Annotated in this window: 19 protein-coding genes and 3 tRNA genes; 16 read left to right on the top strand and 6 right to left on the bottom strand. The window is 35.2% G+C overall.

What is annotated here, in order from left to right; translation table 11 throughout:
- Positions 1 to 39: 39 nt before the first annotated feature.
- From AC6CHH_RS10075 to AC6CHH_RS10050, 6 genes are all read left to right on the top strand, one after another.
- Positions 40 to 555 (top strand): DUF2480 family protein, encoded by a 516-nt coding sequence (locus AC6CHH_RS10075; RefSeq protein ID WP_498282389.1) that lies wholly within the window; start codon positions 40 to 42, stop codon positions 553 to 555.
- Positions 556 to 585: 30 nt separating this feature from the next.
- The gene (locus AC6CHH_RS10070) at positions 586 to 1,377 is read left to right on the top strand and encodes a DUF3108 domain-containing protein (protein WP_498282387.1); all 792 of its coding nucleotides are present in this window, start codon (positions 586 to 588) and stop codon (positions 1,375 to 1,377) included.
- A gap of 1 nt (position 1,378) precedes the next feature.
- A complete protein-coding gene (locus tag AC6CHH_RS10065; protein ID WP_498282385.1) occupies positions 1,379 to 1,945 on the top strand; it encodes a DUF3109 family protein in 567 nt (188 codons plus the stop codon).
- Positions 1,946 to 1,999: 54 nt separating this feature from the next.
- Positions 2,000 to 2,974, top strand: coding sequence for a polyprenyl synthetase family protein (locus AC6CHH_RS10060; RefSeq protein ID WP_498282383.1), 975 nt, complete (start codon positions 2,000 to 2,002; stop codon positions 2,972 to 2,974).
- Positions 2,975 to 2,977: 3 nt separating this feature from the next.
- Positions 2,978 to 4,033, top strand: coding sequence for a TerC/Alx family metal homeostasis membrane protein (locus tag AC6CHH_RS10055; protein WP_498282381.1), 1,056 nt, complete (start codon positions 2,978 to 2,980; stop codon positions 4,031 to 4,033).
- 287 nt (positions 4,034 to 4,320) lie between these two features.
- Entirely contained in the window at positions 4,321 to 5,502 is a 1,182-nt protein-coding gene (locus tag AC6CHH_RS10050) for a C1 family peptidase (protein WP_498282379.1), read from the top strand.
- Between the two features lie 125 nt (positions 5,503 to 5,627).
- Here AC6CHH_RS10050 and AC6CHH_RS10045 read toward each other — a convergent pair whose 3' ends face one another.
- The gene (locus AC6CHH_RS10045; protein WP_498282377.1) at positions 5,628 to 7,775 is read right to left on the bottom strand and encodes a prolyl oligopeptidase family serine peptidase; all 2,148 of its coding nucleotides are present in this window, start codon (positions 7,773 to 7,775) and stop codon (positions 5,628 to 5,630) included.
- An 82-nt stretch (positions 7,776 to 7,857) separates the two neighbouring features.
- On the opposite strand from AC6CHH_RS10045, the gene AC6CHH_RS10040 reads away from it, so the two are divergent.
- The 9 genes from AC6CHH_RS10040 to AC6CHH_RS10000 all read left to right on the top strand — a co-directional run bounded on the left by AC6CHH_RS10040 (position 7,858) and on the right by AC6CHH_RS10000 (position 13,206).
- Positions 7,858 to 8,631, top strand: coding sequence for a UDP-2,3-diacylglucosamine diphosphatase (locus AC6CHH_RS10040; protein WP_498282375.1), 774 nt, complete (start codon positions 7,858 to 7,860; stop codon positions 8,629 to 8,631).
- A gap of 103 nt (positions 8,632 to 8,734) precedes the next feature.
- Positions 8,735 to 9,064: a DMT family transporter gene (locus AC6CHH_RS10035; protein WP_498282373.1), complete on the top strand. Its 330-nt coding sequence runs from the start codon at positions 8,735 to 8,737 to the stop codon at positions 9,062 to 9,064.
- A gap of 95 nt (positions 9,065 to 9,159) precedes the next feature.
- Positions 9,160 to 10,233 (top strand): peptide chain release factor 1, encoded by a 1,074-nt coding sequence (gene prfA, locus AC6CHH_RS10030; RefSeq protein WP_498282371.1) that lies wholly within the window; start codon positions 9,160 to 9,162, stop codon positions 10,231 to 10,233.
- A 73-nt stretch (positions 10,234 to 10,306) separates the two neighbouring features.
- A tRNA-Asp gene (locus AC6CHH_RS10025) sits at positions 10,307 to 10,380 on the top strand.
- Positions 10,381 to 10,460: 80 nt separating this feature from the next.
- Positions 10,461 to 10,534 (top strand) — tRNA-Asp (locus AC6CHH_RS10020).
- A gap of 41 nt (positions 10,535 to 10,575) precedes the next feature.
- Positions 10,576 to 10,649: transfer RNA gene (locus tag AC6CHH_RS10015), tRNA-Asp, on the top strand.
- A 341-nt stretch (positions 10,650 to 10,990) separates the two neighbouring features.
- Positions 10,991 to 11,353: a DUF4870 domain-containing protein gene (locus tag AC6CHH_RS10010; protein ID WP_498282369.1), complete on the top strand. Its 363-nt coding sequence runs from the start codon at positions 10,991 to 10,993 to the stop codon at positions 11,351 to 11,353.
- A 187-nt stretch (positions 11,354 to 11,540) separates the two neighbouring features.
- Entirely contained in the window at positions 11,541 to 12,122 is a 582-nt protein-coding gene (locus AC6CHH_RS10005; protein WP_498282367.1) for an RNA polymerase sigma factor, read from the top strand.
- Positions 12,123 to 12,135: 13 nt separating this feature from the next.
- A complete protein-coding gene (locus AC6CHH_RS10000; RefSeq protein WP_498282365.1) occupies positions 12,136 to 13,206 on the top strand; it encodes a S1C family serine protease in 1,071 nt (356 codons plus the stop codon).
- Between the two features lie 483 nt (positions 13,207 to 13,689).
- Here the strand turns inward: AC6CHH_RS10000 and AC6CHH_RS09995 are convergent, their stop codons facing one another.
- Entirely contained in the window at positions 13,690 to 14,325 is a 636-nt protein-coding gene (locus AC6CHH_RS09995; RefSeq protein ID WP_498282363.1) for a peroxiredoxin, read from the bottom strand.
- 249 nt (positions 14,326 to 14,574) lie between these two features.
- Here AC6CHH_RS09995 and AC6CHH_RS09990 point away from each other — a divergent pair, with 249 nt between their 5' ends.
- Positions 14,575 to 15,714, top strand: a complete 1,140-nt coding sequence (locus AC6CHH_RS09990) for an acyl-CoA dehydrogenase (protein ID WP_498282361.1) — start codon at positions 14,575 to 14,577, stop codon at positions 15,712 to 15,714.
- Positions 15,715 to 15,724: 10 nt separating this feature from the next.
- On the opposite strand, the gene AC6CHH_RS09985 is transcribed toward AC6CHH_RS09990, so the two are convergent.
- The 4 genes from AC6CHH_RS09985 to AC6CHH_RS09970 all read right to left on the bottom strand — a co-directional run bounded on the left by AC6CHH_RS09985 (position 15,725) and on the right by AC6CHH_RS09970 (position 19,370).
- The gene (locus AC6CHH_RS09985; RefSeq protein ID WP_498282359.1) at positions 15,725 to 16,114 is read right to left on the bottom strand and encodes a hypothetical protein; all 390 of its coding nucleotides are present in this window, start codon (positions 16,112 to 16,114) and stop codon (positions 15,725 to 15,727) included.
- A gap of 2 nt (positions 16,115 to 16,116) precedes the next feature.
- Complete coding sequence (locus tag AC6CHH_RS09980) at positions 16,117 to 17,370, bottom strand: glutamate-5-semialdehyde dehydrogenase (protein ID WP_498282357.1); 1,254 nt, start codon at positions 17,368 to 17,370, stop codon at positions 16,117 to 16,119.
- A gap of 9 nt (positions 17,371 to 17,379) precedes the next feature.
- A complete protein-coding gene (proB, locus tag AC6CHH_RS09975) occupies positions 17,380 to 18,411 on the bottom strand; it encodes a glutamate 5-kinase (RefSeq protein WP_498282355.1) in 1,032 nt (343 codons plus the stop codon).
- Positions 18,412 to 18,605: 194 nt separating this feature from the next.
- On the bottom strand, positions 18,606 to 19,370 hold the full coding sequence (locus tag AC6CHH_RS09970; RefSeq protein WP_498282353.1) for an exodeoxyribonuclease III: 765 nt from the start codon (positions 19,368 to 19,370) through the stop codon (positions 18,606 to 18,608).
- Position 19,371 lies beyond the last annotated feature (1 nt).

Below are 19,371 nucleotides of genomic sequence, written 5' to 3'. Positions count from 1 at the left end.
GTAATGTCAAGTTACCCAGCTTTTTTTATTTTTACAGAAATGGAAATTCAAGAGACAATAATAAACAAGGTTGCACAAAGTGGTTTAATTACCATAGATTTAGCGAAATATGCACCGCAGGGTATCATAGAAACCTATGATATTAAAGAGAATCTTTTCCATGGAATAATTCTAAAGGAGAAGGATTTCCGAGAATTTATCAAAAATCACGACTGGACTCAATATGAGAATAAACATATCGGTATCATTTGCTCTGCGGATGCAATTATTCCAACTTGGGCTTACATGCTTTTAAGTACCAAACTTGTGGGGCATGCCTTGTCCGTTAATTTTGGAGACGAGCAAGAAGTTCGAAGAATATTATTCAATCAAGCTATACAATCAATAGATTATAGCTCATTTCAAGATGCACGTCTGGTTATAAAGGGTTGTGGAGATATTTTTATACCAGAATCGGCTTTTATTACTTTTACAGCCCAATTAAGCAAATATGCAAAAAGTATCATGTATGGAGAGCCTTGTTCAACAGTACCAGTATTCAAGAGAAAATCTTAAACTTTTCATCTTAAGAAGGGTCAAAACAATATGAAAAAAATCATTACTTTCCTTACGATTTGTTTATTTTTTGCAACCGCAGGTTTCGCTCAAACACTTCCTTATCTAAAAGAGCCTACCTTCAATCCTGGAGAGGTCCTTAAGTATAAATTACGATATGGCTTTATTTCTGCCGCAACAGGAACTCTATCGGTTCAAAAGTCGAAGTATACTTTTGGGGTAAAAAATGCCATCCATTTATCTGCCAATGGCCAGACTTCTGGAGCGTTTTCCAAGTTATTTACTGTAAAAAATCAATACGACTCGTACATTGATCAAAGTAACTTTCTCCCAATTTTGTATACCGAGAATATCAGGGAAAACAATTATCGACGCGTAGAATATGCAACTTTTGATCAAAAAAACAAAAAAGTAAGCGGAAAGAAAGGAACATTCAGTAGTCCTAGTTCACAAACTTTTGATTTAGTGTCAGCGTATTATTTTTCAAGAAATTTAGATTTTTCAAAGTTGAAATCAGGCGACAAATTCAAAATAACCTATTTTTTAAATGATGAAGTAGCTCAGTTAGGCATTGAGTATATTGGAGTTGAAAAGATCAAATCGGTTATCGGAGAAATCGAATGTATCAAACTAAGCCCTGAAATAACCCCTGGAAGAATTTTCAAAAAGAGTAGCCGTTTGTATCTTTGGGTCACCAATGATGGCAATCGCATACCCGTAAAAGCTCAGGTTGAGATCTTAATTGGTTCAGTAACGATGGAATTGGTAAGTGCAGATGGATTGAAATACCCTCTGGGCGAACGAGTAAGTTATTCAAAATAAAATGATAGAAGTAGATAATGTCCTGGTTCATGAGGATATCATAAACAATGATTTTGTATGTAACCTTAGTAAATGTAAGGGTGCCTGTTGTATAGAAGGAGATGCTGGCGCTCCATTAACAGAAGCTGAAACAAAAATATTAGAGGAGATATATCCAAAGGTAAAACCTTATTTAACTCAAAAAGGAATCAAAGCAATAGAAGAACAAGGAAAGTCTGTCATTGATCTTGACGGTGATTTAACCACGACTTGTGTTGAAGGGAATAAAGAATGTGCTTATGTAACTTGGGAAAATGGTGTTACAAAATGTGGTATCGAAAAAGCCTATGAAATGGGAGATATAACTTGGAAAAAGCCAATTTCTTGTCACCTATACCCTATTCGTGCGACCCATTATCCAGAGTTTGATGTCTTGCATTATGACCGTTGGTCTATTTGCAAAGATGCATGTAGCTTTGGACAAGAACTCAAAATTCCAGTCTATAAATTCCTAAAAGATCCATTGATTAGAGAATATGGTGAAGAATGGTTCATTAAGCTAGAAAATACCTTAGCTTCTCAACCATAATTTTACTATTTTTATAGCGAGTTCAGTGATTACTGATGGGCATAAACCATTTTCATGTTAACGTTAGACGAAATACAACTTCCTATAAAAGAACATCTCAATCGCTTTGAAAAAACATTCAAAGGTTCGATGCAAAGTTCGGTACCATTATTAGATAGAATTACTCGTTATATCATCAAGCAAAAAGGAAAACAGATGCGTCCAATGTTTGTTTTCTTTTCAGCTGGATTGACTGGCGGGATTACTGAATCTACTTATCACGGAGCTTCTTTGGTTGAATTATTACACACGGCCTCGCTGGTTCATGATGATGTCGTAGACAATGCGAATGAACGTCGTGGGTTCTTCTCAATAAATGCATTATGGAAAAATAAGGTAGCTGTTTTAGTAGGTGATTTTTTATTATCTAAAGGCTTATTATTATCCGTAAAACACAAAGAATTTGAACAATTAAGAATTGTATCAGAAGCTGTTGAACAAATGAGCGAAGGAGAACTGCTTCAAATTGAAAAGGCAAGACACCTTGATATACAGGAATCTATTTATTACGAGATAATTCGAAAGAAAACAGCTTCCTTAATCGCATCTTGTTGTGCATGTGGAGCCGCCTCGGCGGGTGCCGATGAAAAAACGATCGAAAAACTTCGACTATTTGGCGAAAAAGTTGGTATTGCATTTCAAATTAAAGATGACTTATTTGACTTCGGATTAGACGATGTGGGAAAACCTGTTGGGAACGATATTAAAGAAAAAAAATTAACTCTACCATTGATTTATGCATTGTCTACTGTGGGTAAAAGCCAAAAGAGACAAATCATAAACTTGGTCAAGAATCACAATGATGATGCAGAGAAGGTCGCCCAGGTCATCAATTTTGTAAAACTCAATGGCGGCCTAGATTATGCGACCAAAAGAATGCTTCAATATCAACAAGAAGCTTTTGAAATTCTTAAAGAAATTCCCGATGGGGGAGAATATAAAATTGGATTAGAACAATTAGTAAGATTTACAACAGAAAGAAAAAAATAACACATGAGCCACGAAGCATTATTCATGATCGGATTTATAATTTTTATAATTCTGATGTTAGCAATAGATTTAGGACTATTTTCCAAGAGCGATAAACCCGTATCCTTAAAAGTGGCGGCTATTATGAGTGCAATTTGGGTTGCATTTGCCTTACTTTTTGGCTTATTACTCTACTATTGGGGAAATGAACTTCATAATGTTCATGATATACCTCGATTAAAAGAAATAGTTGCAAGCCATTTCCATAATATTACCATTAATGAAGGTGATCTCGCAGGAAGTCTACATATCTATAATAAAAACTTAACCCTAGAATATTTAACAGGATATGTCGTAGAATATGCCCTTTCTGTAGACAATATTTTTGTGATGGTATTGTTGTTTAGCTCCTTTGGCATACCAGAAAAATACTACCATAAAGTCTTGGTATGGGGAATTCTAGGAGCAATTATCATGCGCTGTATTTTTATCTTTGTAGGGGCAGCATTAATTACCAAATTCGGATGGATCCTCTACTTATTTGGGGCGTTCCTTGTCTTTACGGGCTTCAACATGTACATCAACCGAAATAAGGAGGAAGAGGTGGATCCAGAAAACCATAAGGTTGTGAAGTTTATGTCAAAACATTTTAAAGTCACCCATAAGTTAGATCATGGCAATTTTTTCCATATTGAAAATGGCGTAAAATACATGACACCTCTCTTTTTGGTTTTAATTGTAATCGAATTTACTGATTTAATTTTTGCAGTAGACTCCATTCCCGCAATCTTCTCTATTACTAAAGACCCATACATTGTTTTCTTTTCTAATATTTTTGCCATTTTAGGATTAAGATCAATGTTCTTCCTATTAATAAACATTATTCATAAATTTCATTATCTGAAAGTTGGGTTAGCTTTTTTACTTATTTTTATTGGTTTGAAAATGCTTTTACACCATTGGCTAAGTGCTTGGGGCTTCACGACCACTCATTCCTTAATCATTATTTTAGGAATCCTATTAGTCAGTATCGTTGCCTCATTGATGTTTCCAAAAAAAGAAGACTTTGAGAAACAATAAGACAAAACGGGACTATATCAGAAATCATTTTGGTCCTAAAGTGTCGAATTAAATTTTAAAACAACTTTCAGGTTAATAAAAAGGGCAATTTTCGATTTGAAATTTGCCCTTTTTATTAACCTTCTATGTTCTAGGGAAATATATCCAAATTAAACACTATTTAATAATTTTGATTTGGCTTATGAGACACCCCTATTTTTTGTGGTAAAATTTTTACACGATCGCCCCGGTATGTTATTTAAATTTTAATAAATTCGTGCATTTAACAAACAAAATTTTCAAATCACATGAATTGGAGTAAATCGATTCTATTTGCGATTGCTTTTCTAGCAGTTTCGCATACTCAAGCACAAGATAATTTAATCAATGCCTTAAAAGGAAATGCTAGTGATAACAGCAAGGCAGGATTTCAATTTACAGAGGTGTTAAATCTAGGTAAAACCTCCATTAAGGATCAAGGTTCCTCAGGCACTTGCTGGTCTTACTCTGGTAATTCATTTCTGGAATCAGAAATGATTCGTATGGGCAAACAACCTGTAGAAATTTCTCAAATTTATACCGCTCGTAATACATATGTAGAAAAAGCTAAAAACTTTGTTAGACTACATGGAAAACAAGCACAAGGAGATGGTGGTCAACTACATGATGTTTTGACAATCTTCAAAAAATACGGAGCTGTTCCATACGAAGTTTATACTGGCCTACCGGATGGAGAAACCCGAAATAACTTTAGTGAAATGAGTCCCATACTACAGTCTATCACGGAAAACGTAGCTAAAAGCAAAAAACCATCTAAAAATTGGTTAACATCCTTTACCAGTGCTATGGATTCTTATTTGGGAGAGGTCCCTGAAACTTTTGAATACAAAGGCAAAAACTATACACCTAGAACATTTGCCGATCAGGTTATTGGCATTAACCCAGATGATTATGTCGGGATATCGTCTTTTAAAGACCAAGAGTACTACAAACCATTCGTGTTATTAATCCCAGATAATTGGTCGTTTGAGAGTTTCTATAACGTTAAAATGAACGACATAACAGACATCATTGACAATGCATTGGAAAATGGATATACAATTGCATGGGCAACCGATGTTTCAGAAAAAACATTTAGTTGGAAAAATGGAGTTGCTTTTGTTCCCGAAAAACCGATCGAAAAGATGAGTAAAGAGGAAATTGATGCCTTATTCAATGGTCCCAAAAAGGAAGCAACTGTTACAGAAGAACAAAGGCAAGAAGGATTTGACAATTATTCCACTACTGATGATCATGGAATGCATATAGTGGGATTGGTTAAAGATCAAAATGGCAAGGAGTATTACATTATTAAAAATTCTTGGGGCGCGACAAATGACTATAAAGGGTATATGTATGCAACAAAAGAGTTTGTTCGTTATAAAACAATCTCTTTATTGCTTCATAAAAAAGCATTAACAAAAAATATGTCAACTCAATTAGGAATATAATTCGATATTGGTGAAAACAGAAAGGCCCTTGCGTTTTGCAAGGGCCTTTCTGTTTTAAGGCTCAAATTAACAGTAACCTTATTTTTCTTACATTCAATTTTAAAGTATTGTTACAGAACTTTATTTTATTCGATTATTTTATACCCTAAATTCATATTTTGCAACATAAACGCCCATTTGTCGGTCTGTTCAGCAATAACCATTTCGGTGGATTTACCAGCCCCATGGCCAGCTTTAGTATCAATTCGAATTAAAACTGGATTATTCCCTTTATGATATTCTTGAAGTCTTGAAGCAAACTTAAATGAATGTGCTGGCACGACCCGATCGTCATGATCTGCCGTTGCCACCATTGTTGCAGGGTAATTCACACCTTCTTTTAAAGCGTGATATGGCGAATATTTATGAAGATAAGCGAACATTTCAGCGTTATCATCTGCTGTACCATAATCGAAAGACCATCCAGCACCTGCAGTAAATTTATGATAACGCAACATATCCAATACACCTACCGAAGGAAAAGCTACTTTAAATAGATCTGGTCTTTGCGTCATTGAGGCTCCAACCAACAATCCGCCATTAGATCCCCCAGCGATGGCTAACTTTTCTGACGAGGTAAATTTCTCATTAATCAAATACTCAGCTGCTGAAATAAAATCATCAAACACATTTTGTTTCTTAAGTTTTGTTCCCGCCAAATGCCAATTTTCACCATATTCACCACCGCCTCTTAAATTAGCTACAGCATACACTCCTCCTTGTTCCAATAGAATTACATTACTCACACTAAAAGATGGTGTTAGGCTAATGTCGAAGCCACCATACCCATAAAGCAAAGTTGGATTGGTACCATCGAGCTTAATCCCTTTTTTATAGGTAATAATCATGGGAACCTTAGTTCCGTCTTTTGAGGAGTAGAACACCTGTTTTGACTCGTATTTACTTGGGTCAAATTGAACATCTGGTTTTTTATAAATATCAGATTTCCCTGTTGCTATATCATAATTATAAATCGTACCTGGGTTCACATAATTAGTAAATGAATAATACAAGCTAGTTTCTTCTTGTCTTGCACTAAAACCAGAGACAGAGCCTAAACCTGGTAATTCAATTTCACGTTCTAATTTACCGTTTTGGTCAAATTGTTTGACTTGCGAACTTGCATCCTTAAGGTACTTCGCAAAAATCTTTCCTCCTCCTGTGGAGGCTGATAGCACATGTTGAGATTCTGGAATTAAATCTGTCCACGTATCAACAGTTGGTTTTGAAAAATCGGTGTGCACCACGCGACCATTAGGTGCATTCAATTCAGTATATATAAATAATTTATTCCCTTGGTTGCCTATGATGTGATGATTTTTATCCATATTGTTTACCACAGGGATAAAACCAGACTCAATTGCGCGCAAATCTTTTATGTATAATTCATTTCCAGAGGTTGTATTGGCTGCGCTGATGACCAAGAATCGTTCATCTTCAGTCAAATATGCCCCCACATACCGACGAGGTGTTTGTAAGCCTCCAAAAATAAGTTCATCTGTTCCTTGATCTGTATTTAATTTATGAAAATACAATTTATGATGATCCGTCATTGCGGAGAGAGCAGAAGCATCTTTGGGTTTATCATAAGAACTATAATATAAACCTTGATTGCCTTTCCAAGCTAATCCACTAAACTTAACATTTTGTAAGGTGTCTCCAACAACAGACTTATCAGAAGCATTTAAGATTATCACTTTGGTCCAATCGGAACCACCTTCAGATATTTGGTAAGCAACAAGAGAACCATCCTTACTAAAGGAAAGCCCCGCTAGAGAGGTTGTCCCGTCCGTTGAAAATTTATTTGGATCTAAAAATATTTCCTCCTTTTCTTCACCAGTTTTAACCCGATAGAGAACGTATTGATTTTGCAATCCATCATTCTTATAGTAGTATGTATAATCGCCTTCTTCAAAAGGTGCGGTTTCCTTTTCGTAATTCCATAGATGTTCCAATCTTCGACGGATTTCTTCTCTAAAAGGTATTTGATTTAGATAATCTTCAGTTACTTCATTCTGAGCTGCCACCCATTTCTTGGTCTCAGAGGACAAATCATCCTCTAACCACCTGTAAGGATCCTCTACAATAGTTCCAAAAAAATCGTCTTGTTGGTTCCCTTTTTGGGTTTCTGGATATGCTTTCACTTTTATATCAGGGTTTGATTCAATCACCTTTTCTTGTTGACAAGAGCTCATGCCGATTACAAGAATACTTAAACTTAAATATTTTTTCATATCTGAATTCAATTAGTTAAAACAAAACTAATGAATTAATTTACACTTCAAAATTACCATATCTTGATAATAATTATTAATTATGGTAATTTTGGATGGAATGGCCATACGAAACAAAATATATTTCGCCTCTGATTTTCACTTAGGCTCTTATCCTTCAAAAAATTCCATAAGCAGGGAGATGCAAATTGTTTCCTGGCTAGAGTATATTAAACAAGACGCATCTGAATTATATTTGGTAGGAGATGTATTTGATTTTTGGTTTGAATACAACACGGTAATTCCCAAAGGGTATTTGCGTTTTTTAGGGAAATTAGCCGAGCTTTCTGATCTTGGGGTCAGAATCAAACTTTTTAAAGGCAACCACGACATGTGGATGTTTGGTTACCTAACAGAAGAACTCAATGCGGAGATCATCTCTAATGAGAAAAGAATAGAATTAGGCGGAAAAAAATTCTATATACACCACGGAGATGGTTTAGGTCCAGGTGATAAAAAATATAAATTCTTAAAAAAAATATTTAGAAGTTCAATTTGCCAATGGCTATTTGGCATTCTACATCCAGATATCGGCATAGGGATTGCCAAAGCATGGTCTAAAAAGAGTCGGATTGCAAATAATCAAGAGGAAAAATTTCTAGGAGAAGATAACGAATGGCTCATCATGTATGCTCGGGAAATCCTCAAGCAAGAACATGTAGATTATTTTATTTTTGGACATAGACACCTACCCTATGATGTAAAAATAAATGAAAACAGCCGAATTATTAATTTAGGAGAATGGATGAATTACCATACTTATGCTGTATGGGATGGAGTAAATCTAAATTTGGAAACATGGGAATCCAAGAATTAATATTTCACACAATAAAAAAACTCCAGGTGATATCTTATACAAGTTAAATTTTCTTGAATAAACTGAACACATTTGACATGAACTTAATTAAGCAACCTAATTTATGAATTGGATTATACTCGTTATCGGTGGATTATTTGAGGTATTATTTACCTATTGTATTGGAAAAGCAAAGGAATCACAGGGAACTGAAATGTTCATCTGGTATCTCGGTTTTATAATAAGTGTTTCGATAAGCATGGGATTATTAATTAAAGCCACGAGCACTTTGCCATTAGGTACAGCCTATGCCGTATGGACGGGTATTGGGGCCGTAGGTACCGTTTTAATGGGCATAATTATATTCAAAGAACCAGCAGATCTTTGGAGAATTTTCTTTATTTTTACTCTTATAGCCTCCATTATTGGACTAAAAGTAGTTTCTTCTCATTAATCTCATTAAAAGAGCATAAAAATCTTTATTTTTGTCGATTGATTACAGAGATTTAATTTTTAAACCTGTAAAAAGTATAATATCAGAAACTCATTATGTTAGAGAAACTACAAGCTATAAAAGGACGCTGGGAAGAGGTCGAGGCTGAGCTAAGCAATCCCGAGACAATAAAAGACATGAAACGTTTCGCAAGACTTAACAAGGAATATAAAGACTTGTCAAAAATTGTGGATCAATATCATATCTACAAAAATATTGTTAGCAATATTGACACCAATAAAGATATCCTAGCAAACGAAAAGGACCAAGAACTTCGTGAAATGGCCAAAGAGGAGATTGATATTTTATTGACTCAGAAGGACGAGAAGGAGGACGAGATTCGTTTAATGTTAATCCCTAAAGATCCTGAAGACGCTAAAAATGCAATTCTCGAAATTCGTGGTGGTAGTGGAGGTGATGAGGCAGCCTTATTTGCTGGCGATTTATACCGTATGTACACACGCTTTTTTGAAACCAAGGGTTGGAGAAATGAAGTAATGGATGTGACAGAGGGAACTTCGGGAGGTTATAAAGAGGTGGTTCTAAAGGTAATTGGCGATGATGCTTATGGACAGCTAAAATATGAGTCTGGCGTACACCGTGTTCAACGTGTACCTGATACTGAAACACAAGGACGCGTACATACCTCGGCAGCTTCTGTAGCCGTTCTGCCAGAAGCGGAAGAAGTTGATGTAGAGATCAATCCTGCCGACGTTGAATTGCAGACCTCGCGTTCCGGAGGAGCTGGAGGACAAAACGTGAACAAGGTGGAAACTAAAGTGCAATTAACTCACAAACCATCTGGAATTGTCGTTGTTTGTCAAGTAGAACGATCTCAACTGGCCAACAGAGAACTTGCCATGGAAATGCTTCGCAACAAGTTATATGAATTAGAAGTACAGAAAAAACATGGTGATGTTGCTGCAAAACGTAAAACAATGGTGTCAACAGGTGACAGATCGGCTAAAATTCGGACATATAATTACCCACAGGGTCGCGTAACCGAACACAGAATTGGATTAACTATGTACAATCTTCCATCAGTTATGGATGGTGATATTCAAGACATTATCGATGCACTACAATTCGCTGAGAACGCTGAAAAGATGAAAGAAGGCACTGTAGAATAAGATTTTTAAAAATTTTAGTAGCAGAATTAGAAATAAACACTATATTTGCACACCTTCTAAAAAGAAGGAAAACGGTCTGGTAGTTCAGCTGGTTAGAATACATGCCTGTCACGCATGGGGTCGCGGGTTCGAATCCCGTCCAGACCGCTAAAATTTAATCGATTAATTTGATTAATGTACCGAAGTTTCGACTTCAACTTGTTCTTTAAAACCGTATATAAATATTAGGTCTGGTAGTTCAGCTGGTTAGAATACATGCCTGTCACGCATGGGGTCGCGGGTTCGAATCCCGTCCAGACCGCTAATATAATCCACTTTGGATGATAATATATACACATTGTTGGTCTGGTAGTTCAGCTGGTTAGAATACATGCCTGTCACGCATGGGGTCGCGGGTTCGAATCCCGTCCAGACCGCTGACGAGGAAAGGTATCATTTAAAAAAATGATACCTTTTGTTGTTTATTGTCTTTCCTACTCAATATGTATTAAATCACTAATTCGGATATCCTAAAAAGTCTATTGTAATAAAAAGATTAAGCTAAACATCAGATATTTCTATTTTTAGTCGTTAGAATATTACGTTTCCCAATAGAGGTGAGAGCAACCATTGTTTTGTAAATCTTTATGAACAAAAAACAGGCAAACTAAATAATCGCTAGATCCAATTTAGCTGATTACCAATAAGAAAAGACTAGATCTATTGGTTTTTTTGTATTAAATTTAAAATATATTTAATCAAATTATAAACTCAAACTATGGAACCTTCACAATACCCAACCGGAAATTCAGGTAATAACAACGTTATAGAAGATGGCAAAACCATAGCTATAATTGCTTACATTACCATAATAGGTTTAATTATTGCCTTTCTCATGAATAATGAGAAGAAGAATGATTTCGCAAAATTTCATATCCGACAATCATTAGGAATATTCTTATGCTTAGCTATTGTTGGCGCATTAAGATACCTCCCTTTGATTGGGGGTATTTTATCAGCAATCGGTGCTTTATTATTAGTTATATTTTGGGTAATGGGACTATTTAATGCCATTGGCGGAAATAAAAAACCAGTTCCAATTATAGGAGAATATATTAATAACTTGTTATCCGGCATTTAAAAAAAATAGCGACATAAAATAAGGCACCATTAATAAATGGTGCCTTATTTTGTATTAAAGAATTTCAAACAGAGTTGATTTTATTTTGATAATGCATAAAAATTCCATTAGGTTTGAATACAAATCCGCAAAAAGATTTATTTTTTCCAAGACTTGGGTTACTATTTGAAAATTAGGGTATTAATAAGTGAGTAGAATTAAAAAGATATTACCAGAGAAGCCAGAAGACAAAGAGTTGTTAGAAGGGCTCAAAAATGGAGACAACAACTCGATATCATTCATCTATAAATCCTGTTTTCCACCGGTATCTCATATGATACAAAATAACAATGGTGATAAACAAGAAGCTAAAGATATTTTTCAAGAGGCCGTTGTAGTATTGTATGATAAAATTACTCATCAAGATTTTGAGTTAAATAGTAAGTTGAGCACGTTCTTATATGCAGTTTCCAGAAGGCTGTGGTTAAAACATCTAAGTCGAAGAAATGGATCATATCAAATTTATGAATCAAATGAATTTGAAATTCCAGATATAGAGCCTGATATTCAGTCCCATTTAGATCAGGAAATAAAATTCGACAAGATGGAGGCTGCCCTTCAACAATTAGGAGAACCTTGTAGTACAATCTTGAGAGATTTTTATTTAAAAGATCAATCTATGCAAGAAATATGTGAGAAACTTGGTTATACCAATTCTGATAATGTAAAAACTCAAAAGTATAAGTGTTTACAACGATTAAAGAAACTATTCTTTAATCAAAATAGATAAGTTGACGTTAATAATGAAACAAAAAGATTTTATAGAACTAGTAGATCGCTATTTGCAAAATCAGCTTTCAGCTCCAGAGATAAGGGAGTTTGAAAGTTTGTGCAAACAAGACGAAGAATTGAATTCTTTGTTCTTATCCCACAAAGATTTTGTTGATACTTTAAAAAAGTATGATAAGCGCGCTGCATTCAAATCAAATTTAGCTGAAATTGCTAATCAAAAAACATCAGGTACTACAATCGTAAAGATGTGGAAGAAATTAAAAATTAATGCAGTCGCGGCAGCAGCTGTAGCTATTTTTTCTTCTTTATTCACCCTATATTTAACAGGTTATTTTTCTACACTTCGAAAAACAACATCAGAATACAGCGCATTAAAACGTGAAATTAACAATGTCAAGCGCAATGTTAACGCTCATAATAATGCCCTTAGGAATATTAATAAAGAGAGTCAAAACAATCAGGCTGTTTTGCAATATGGCGCTACTGGTTTCATGCTGACAAAAGATGGTTATGTGGTTACGAATTATCATGTGGTCACTGGGGCTGATTCTATACAGCTTCAGAACAGTCAAGGAAAAACTTTCCGCGCCTCCATCATTCATGTTGATCCGGAAAAAGATTTAGCAATCCTTCATATATCTGACTCTAGCTTTAATAGATTATCGAATTTACCTTATACTTTTAACAAACAAAATATAGATTTAGGAGAGGGTATATTTACGATTGGTTATCCACGAGATGAAGCTGTTTATGGAGAAGGTTACTTAAGCTCCGCAACGGGTTACACAGGAGACACAACGGCCTACCAAATTTCCATTCCAGTAAATCCGGGAAATAGTGGTGGACCAGTATTAGACAAAGATGGTCACATTATAGGAATTATCTCAGGAAAACAAAAAGGTTTGGACGGAGCTGCATTTGCCATTAAAACCAAGGGTTTACTGGAAACACTAAATGATATTCCAAAGGACTCACTGAAAGGTGAAATTAATTTAAGCACAAAAAATTCTCTATCGAAATTACCTAGAACTGAACAAATTAAGAAAATGCAGGATTACATATACATGGTTAAAGTATATTAATTAATATTTTCTGATTATTCTAAGAAAATTATATTTTTAAGCAATTCATAAAAAGAGCGATGGAAAGTTTCCATCGCTCTTTTTATGAATTAAATTCTTCCTGGAAATAAAAACAAGATTTGTTACAAACAACATATTACCAATTGGAACTTTAGCCAAATCGAGTCAAATATATATTTAAGTATTTAATTCATTGACAATTAAATGTTTAATACTTACATTTAGTAAAAAAAAGAAAATATGCAAACCTTTTGGATTTATTTTTTCATTTTTCTTACATTGGTCATCATTATTCAATTATTTCAATACTTCCTTTCCAGTTCAATGGTTTCGTTTGATCTCCAAGGTATATTAATACAATTGTCATTGATTACCATAATCGCTTTGGTAGCATCCTATATAGTTCCTAAGAAAAAGAAAAATCCTTTTAACCAAGAAAAACCAACTAAATAGTCGGTTTTTCTTGTAGTATCAAGGCTACTTCTATTTGTTTGGCTGAGGAGTAGTCCGCAAATAAGGCTTAATTTCTGTAAATCCCTTAGGAAATTTAGCTGAAATATCTTCCGTCTTAATTGCTGGAACTACGATCACGTCGTCCCCATCTTGCCAATCAGCTGGTGTGGCGACCTGATGTTCATCCGTCAACTGTAATGAATCGATCACTCTTAAAATTTCATTGAAATTACGGCCAGTTGATGCCGGATAGGTCAAACTTAATTTGATTTTTTTATCAGGACCTATCACAAATACAGAACGCACAGTTGCCGTTGCAGAAGCGTTTGGATGAATCATATCATATAATTCAGAAACATGTCTATCTTGATCCGCTATAATGGGAAAATTGACCTCTGTATTTTGTGTCTCGTTAATATCAAGTATCCAGCTTTTATGATCCTCTACTGAGTCTACACTTAAAGCCAAAACTTTTACATTCCGTTTATCGAACTCTGATTTTAATTGAGCAGTCCGACCTAGCTCGGTTGTACACACTGGGGTAAAATCAGAAGGGTGAGAATACAATACAGCCCATTTGCCATCAATATACTCGTAGAAATCTATTTCACCTTCAGAGGTGTTTGCTTGAAAATTTGGAGCTATATCTCCTAGTTTTAAACTCATATCTTTATTTTTTAATTTACGTTACATTTACTCTACCAATATAGTAGTATTAATTTATTTATGCAACTATATACCGTTAAAAATGACATTCTTACCATAATGATTCTTTGTTTTATTAAGGTAAAAATTAAGCTTGACTTAATTTGAGTATTTAAAGGGTTTACAAAAAACAAAATAATGTAAGTGAATTATTTACTATGCTTGCATAATAAATTTTAGTATATTTGGTTAACCAATACAACTAAGAGTATGCATTTTGAACTTACCCAAGAAATGAGAATGATCCGTGATTCAGCTCGTGAATTTGCTCAAAAGCTTAAGCGGGGAGTCATCCAACGTGATGAACAAGCTATATTTCCAGCAGAATTTGTCAAGGAAATGGGCAATTTAGGTTTTATGGGCATCATGACCCCAGAAGAATTCGGAGGCGCAGGCATGGATACCCTATCCTATGTAATCGTGTTAGAAGAAATTGCTAAAATTGATGCCTCTACAGCTGTAATCATGTCTGCACACAATTCATTAGTCTTATTTGGATTAAACGAATATGGCACACAAGAACAAAAACAACAATTTTTAATTCCTCTAGCCAAAGGCGATAAATTAGGTGCATTCGCATTAAGCGAACCCGAAGCGGGGTCCGACGCGTCCTCTCAACATACTTTAGCAGAAGACAAAGGAGACCATTATTTGTTAAATGGAACAAAGAACTGGATAACAAATGGTGGAAATGCTGACATATATCTTGTTGTTGCTCAAACCAGTCCAGAAAAAGGAAATAAGGGAATCAATGTGTTCATAGTGGAAAAGGGAACAGAAGGCTTCACAATAGGTCCAAAGGAAAACAAAATGGGGATTCGTAGCTCCGATACACATTCTTTGATGTTTATGGATGTGAAAGTGCCAAAAGAAAACAGAATTGGCGCCGATGGATTTGGATTTACTTTTGCAATGAAAACTTTAGATGGAGGTAGGATAGGCATTGCGGCCCAAGCTTTGGGAATAGCGAGTGGCGCATATGATCTTGCACTAGCCTATTCCAAAGAACGCAAAACCTTTAATAAGCCAATTTCTAATCATCAAGCTATTCAATTCAAACTTGCCGACATGGAGGTGGATATTCAAGCCGCAAGATTACTTACTTACCAAGCAGCATGGACAAAAGACCAAGGATTACCATACAGCAAAGTGGCTGCTATGGCAAAATTAAATGCGTCTGAAGTAGCCATGAAACATACCGTCGAGGCTGTTCAAATTCATGGTGGATACGGATACGTGAAAGAATATCATGTGGAACGTATGATGCGTGATGCGAAAATAACGCAGATTTACGAGGGAACTTCAGAAATACAAAGATTAGTCATCGCACGAGAAATTTTAAAAGAATAGAAATAACCAGCTATTCCGATAATGCCTTGTCTATTTTGGCTAGGAACTCATAATCCTCAAAAGTAAATGTTTCAGTCTTTTGCATATTACGCTCAAAGATCTGTTTTGATTTTGTTAACAAGTTCTTATTTTTTTGAATCAAACCATCGTACATCAACAATTGAGCTAGTGGCCGAATCTTTTCAGGCGCTAAGGTCTCTAAAAAATCAAATAGTTTCAGTTGATTTGCGTCTATAAAAAAATCTCTGTTTTCTAAAAAATAATCCAGATACCCTTGTTCAATATCGATTTTGGTGGTATGATTTTCGATTAACTGATCATGATCGACCAATAAACGTAGGTATTTGCCAATCTCATTGACCCAGTTGAGGATCGTATCCTTTTCATACCGTATACCCATAATTATCGAATTTGACCGTTCCCAGTCACGAACCATTTTTCTGTAACTAACTTTTCTAATGCAAATGGTCCCCTAGCATGCAGCTTTTGAGTCGAAATACCAATTTCTGCACCTAAACCAAACTCTCCTCCATCCGTGAAACGAGTTGAGGCATTGGCGTAAACTGCAGCAGCATCAACCAATTCCATAAAGATTGAAATATTTTTTGAATCTGAGGATACAATACATTCAGAATGCTTAGAAGAATAGTAAGCAATATGATTTAGAGCTTCATTTAGTCCTTCCACAACTTTGATAGAACATATCAAATCCAAGAACTCTCTCCCAAAGTCATCCTTTTGTGCCTTTTTCAAATTTGAAAATCCGTATTTATGAAAAAAAGAATAGCTTTCCGGATCAGCAAAAACTTCCACATCTTCCTGCTCAAAATAAGGACATAACTTATTAATAAACTCTTCCGCTACAACCCGGTCAACCAAAACTGTATCTAGGGCATTGCAAACCGATGGTCTTGAAATTTTTGCATTTGCAACTATTTTTGCTGCCATATCCAGATCTGCGGATTTCTCAACATAGGTATGGCAAACTCCTGCCCCAGTTTCTATTACAGGAACCATAGCATTCTCTCTAACGAATTTAATTAAAGATTGCGAACCACGAGGAATTATAATATCCACATAGGATGTCGCATTCAACAGATCAATTATCAATTCTCTATCTACAGGGAGTAGCTGTACAATGTTTGGATCAATTTGAAATTCAATTAAGGTATTTCGAATCAACCCGACCAAGATAGAATTACTGTACCAAGCATCTGACCCCCCTCGTAAAAGACAGACATTTCCTGACTGAATACATAAACACGCAACATCAATTGTCACATTAGGTCTGGACTCATAAATTACGCCAACGACGCCTAAGGATACAGATTTCTTTTCAATGGTCAAGCCGTTTGGCAAAACTTTTTGCATCAATAATCTCCCTGAGGGATCTTCCAGACTAGAGACATCAATTATACTTTTTGCTAACTCTTCTATTCTTTGTTCATTTAACCTGAGTCGATCAAATTTAGGATCGTTAGGATTCATTTGATCTAAATCTTTCTTGTTCTCCAACAAGATAACCTCTATATTCAGACGTAATTTATCTGCCAAAGCAGAAAGAAGAGCTTTTTTCTTCTCCAGATTAAGATCACGGAAAGCTAACTTAGCATTTCTGCTATTATTAAGTTGAGATTCTATTGATTTTTTATTCATTTTTCATCCTTATAATAAGACTATATCATCAGCATGGGCTATTTCCAAATTTTTAGTTTTTGATTGCGATTTCAACAATACAGAATCGACCTTCGACTTAGCAACAGCATGAATAACGGAAAATTCATCTGCGATTTGAAAAACTTCACCAATTTCAAAATCTTGAATAACCTTTATTATTCCCACTGCCAAAAGACTCTTCCTCTTATTTAAAGCAATTAAAGCACCCTGATCAATTTGTACCAAACCGGTAATTAAGCTACCGCTTGCCAACCATTTATTTCGTGACGATACATTTTTCTGTTGGGCGTGACATACAGTGCCAGTTTCTCCTTTAACTGCCTTTAATATACCATTCTCGGTCTGCATGGAAAAAATAACCGCTTTAATTCCCATTTGAGTAGCTAAGCGTGCAAAATTAAGTTTAGAAATCATTCCGCCTAAACCAACCGTAGATGTTTCCTTTTTCGCTAAAGAGAGTACTGATTTATCGATTGCTTTCAGTTCAGGAATGACACTTCCGTTTCCATCCAAAACACCAGGAACAGATGTGCTAAACAAGAGTTGTTCAGCGCCAAATCCAACAGCAATTAAAGTAGCTAATTCATCATTATCTGAAAATTTTAATTCCTTGTTACTGACAACGTCATTCTCATTAGCAATAGGAATAACATTATTTTTCCAAAGAGTCTCATAGGTACTCTTTAATTGAAGAAACTGATCCCGATTAGCAAAATGGTGACGTTCGCATAAACTTTGCGCGAGAGCGATCTTGAATGCCTTAAAATAATTCGCATAAGTTCTAACCAGCAATGGGTTACCAATTGCCGCAGCTGCTTTTTTATGTGCTAGACTTCCGGTAAACTTTGGAATATATTTTTTTCCTGCCGCCACTGCACCTGATGAGACCAATACGATATTATACTTAGGTTGTAATTGAGCACATTGGCGAGCAATTTCCAAAACTATTCGCTCATCTACTTCGCCATTCAGAGTAATAGCCGCTGATCCAAATTTTATAACGAGAATTGGTCTTTTCATTTATGATTAAAGCAATAAAATAGCCAAAAAATTATTAAAGGTTAAACACTTAATAAAATTAGGTATAAAAATTCTATTAAAGGCATAGATATTATAAAAAGGGGAAACCAAAGAGAATATAATCGGAGCAATTATAAATAATTTAAAATCATCAGAAAAAAAAAGCAAATCTTAATCCGATTTGCTTTTTCTGTTTATTTCAAAATCAATTCGACAGGACAATGGTCTGAATGTATCGCCATATTAAGAATTTTCGAAGACACTATACGATCTTTCAGTGCGTCGGACGCCATGTTGTAATCGATACGCCAGCCTAGATTCCTTGACCTAGCTCCAGCGCGATAGGACCACCATGTATAATGATCTGGATCCGGGTTTAGATGTCTGAAAGTATCAATGAACCCTGAATCAACAAAGCTCTCCATCCATTCCCTTTCTTGTGGTAAAAAACCTGAACTATTTGCGTTCGATTTGGGATTATGAATATCAATTGCACGATGACAAATATTAAAATCACCACATACAATCAATTTACTTTTTTCTTTCACTAAATCTGTAGAATAGGTCTTAAAATCGTCCAGAAATCTATATTTAAATTCTTGACGTATACCTCCTGTAGTTCCTGAAGGGAAATAAACGCTCATCACCGAAACTTCATCAAAATCAGCACGAATCACTCTGCCTTCGAAATCATAATCTTCATGCCCACACCCATATTCGATGTGATTAGGTTTGATTTTGGTAAAGATAGCTGTTCCGCTGTATCCTTTTTTTTGAGCAGGATACCAATAATGCTCATATCCCATTTGTTCTAAAAAAATAAGTTCTGGTACTTGATCTGGGGTCGCTTTAATTTCCTGTACACATACCACATCAGGATTTTCTATTTTTAGCCATTCTAGCCAACCTTTTTTCAAAGCCGCACGAATACCGTTCACATTATAAGTTATTATTTTCATG

Source organism: Sphingobacterium sp. GQ94 (genome assembly GCF_059758715.1).
Note: the sequence above shows the minus strand (reverse complement) of the source record. Positions and strands in the feature narration are given on the sequence as shown.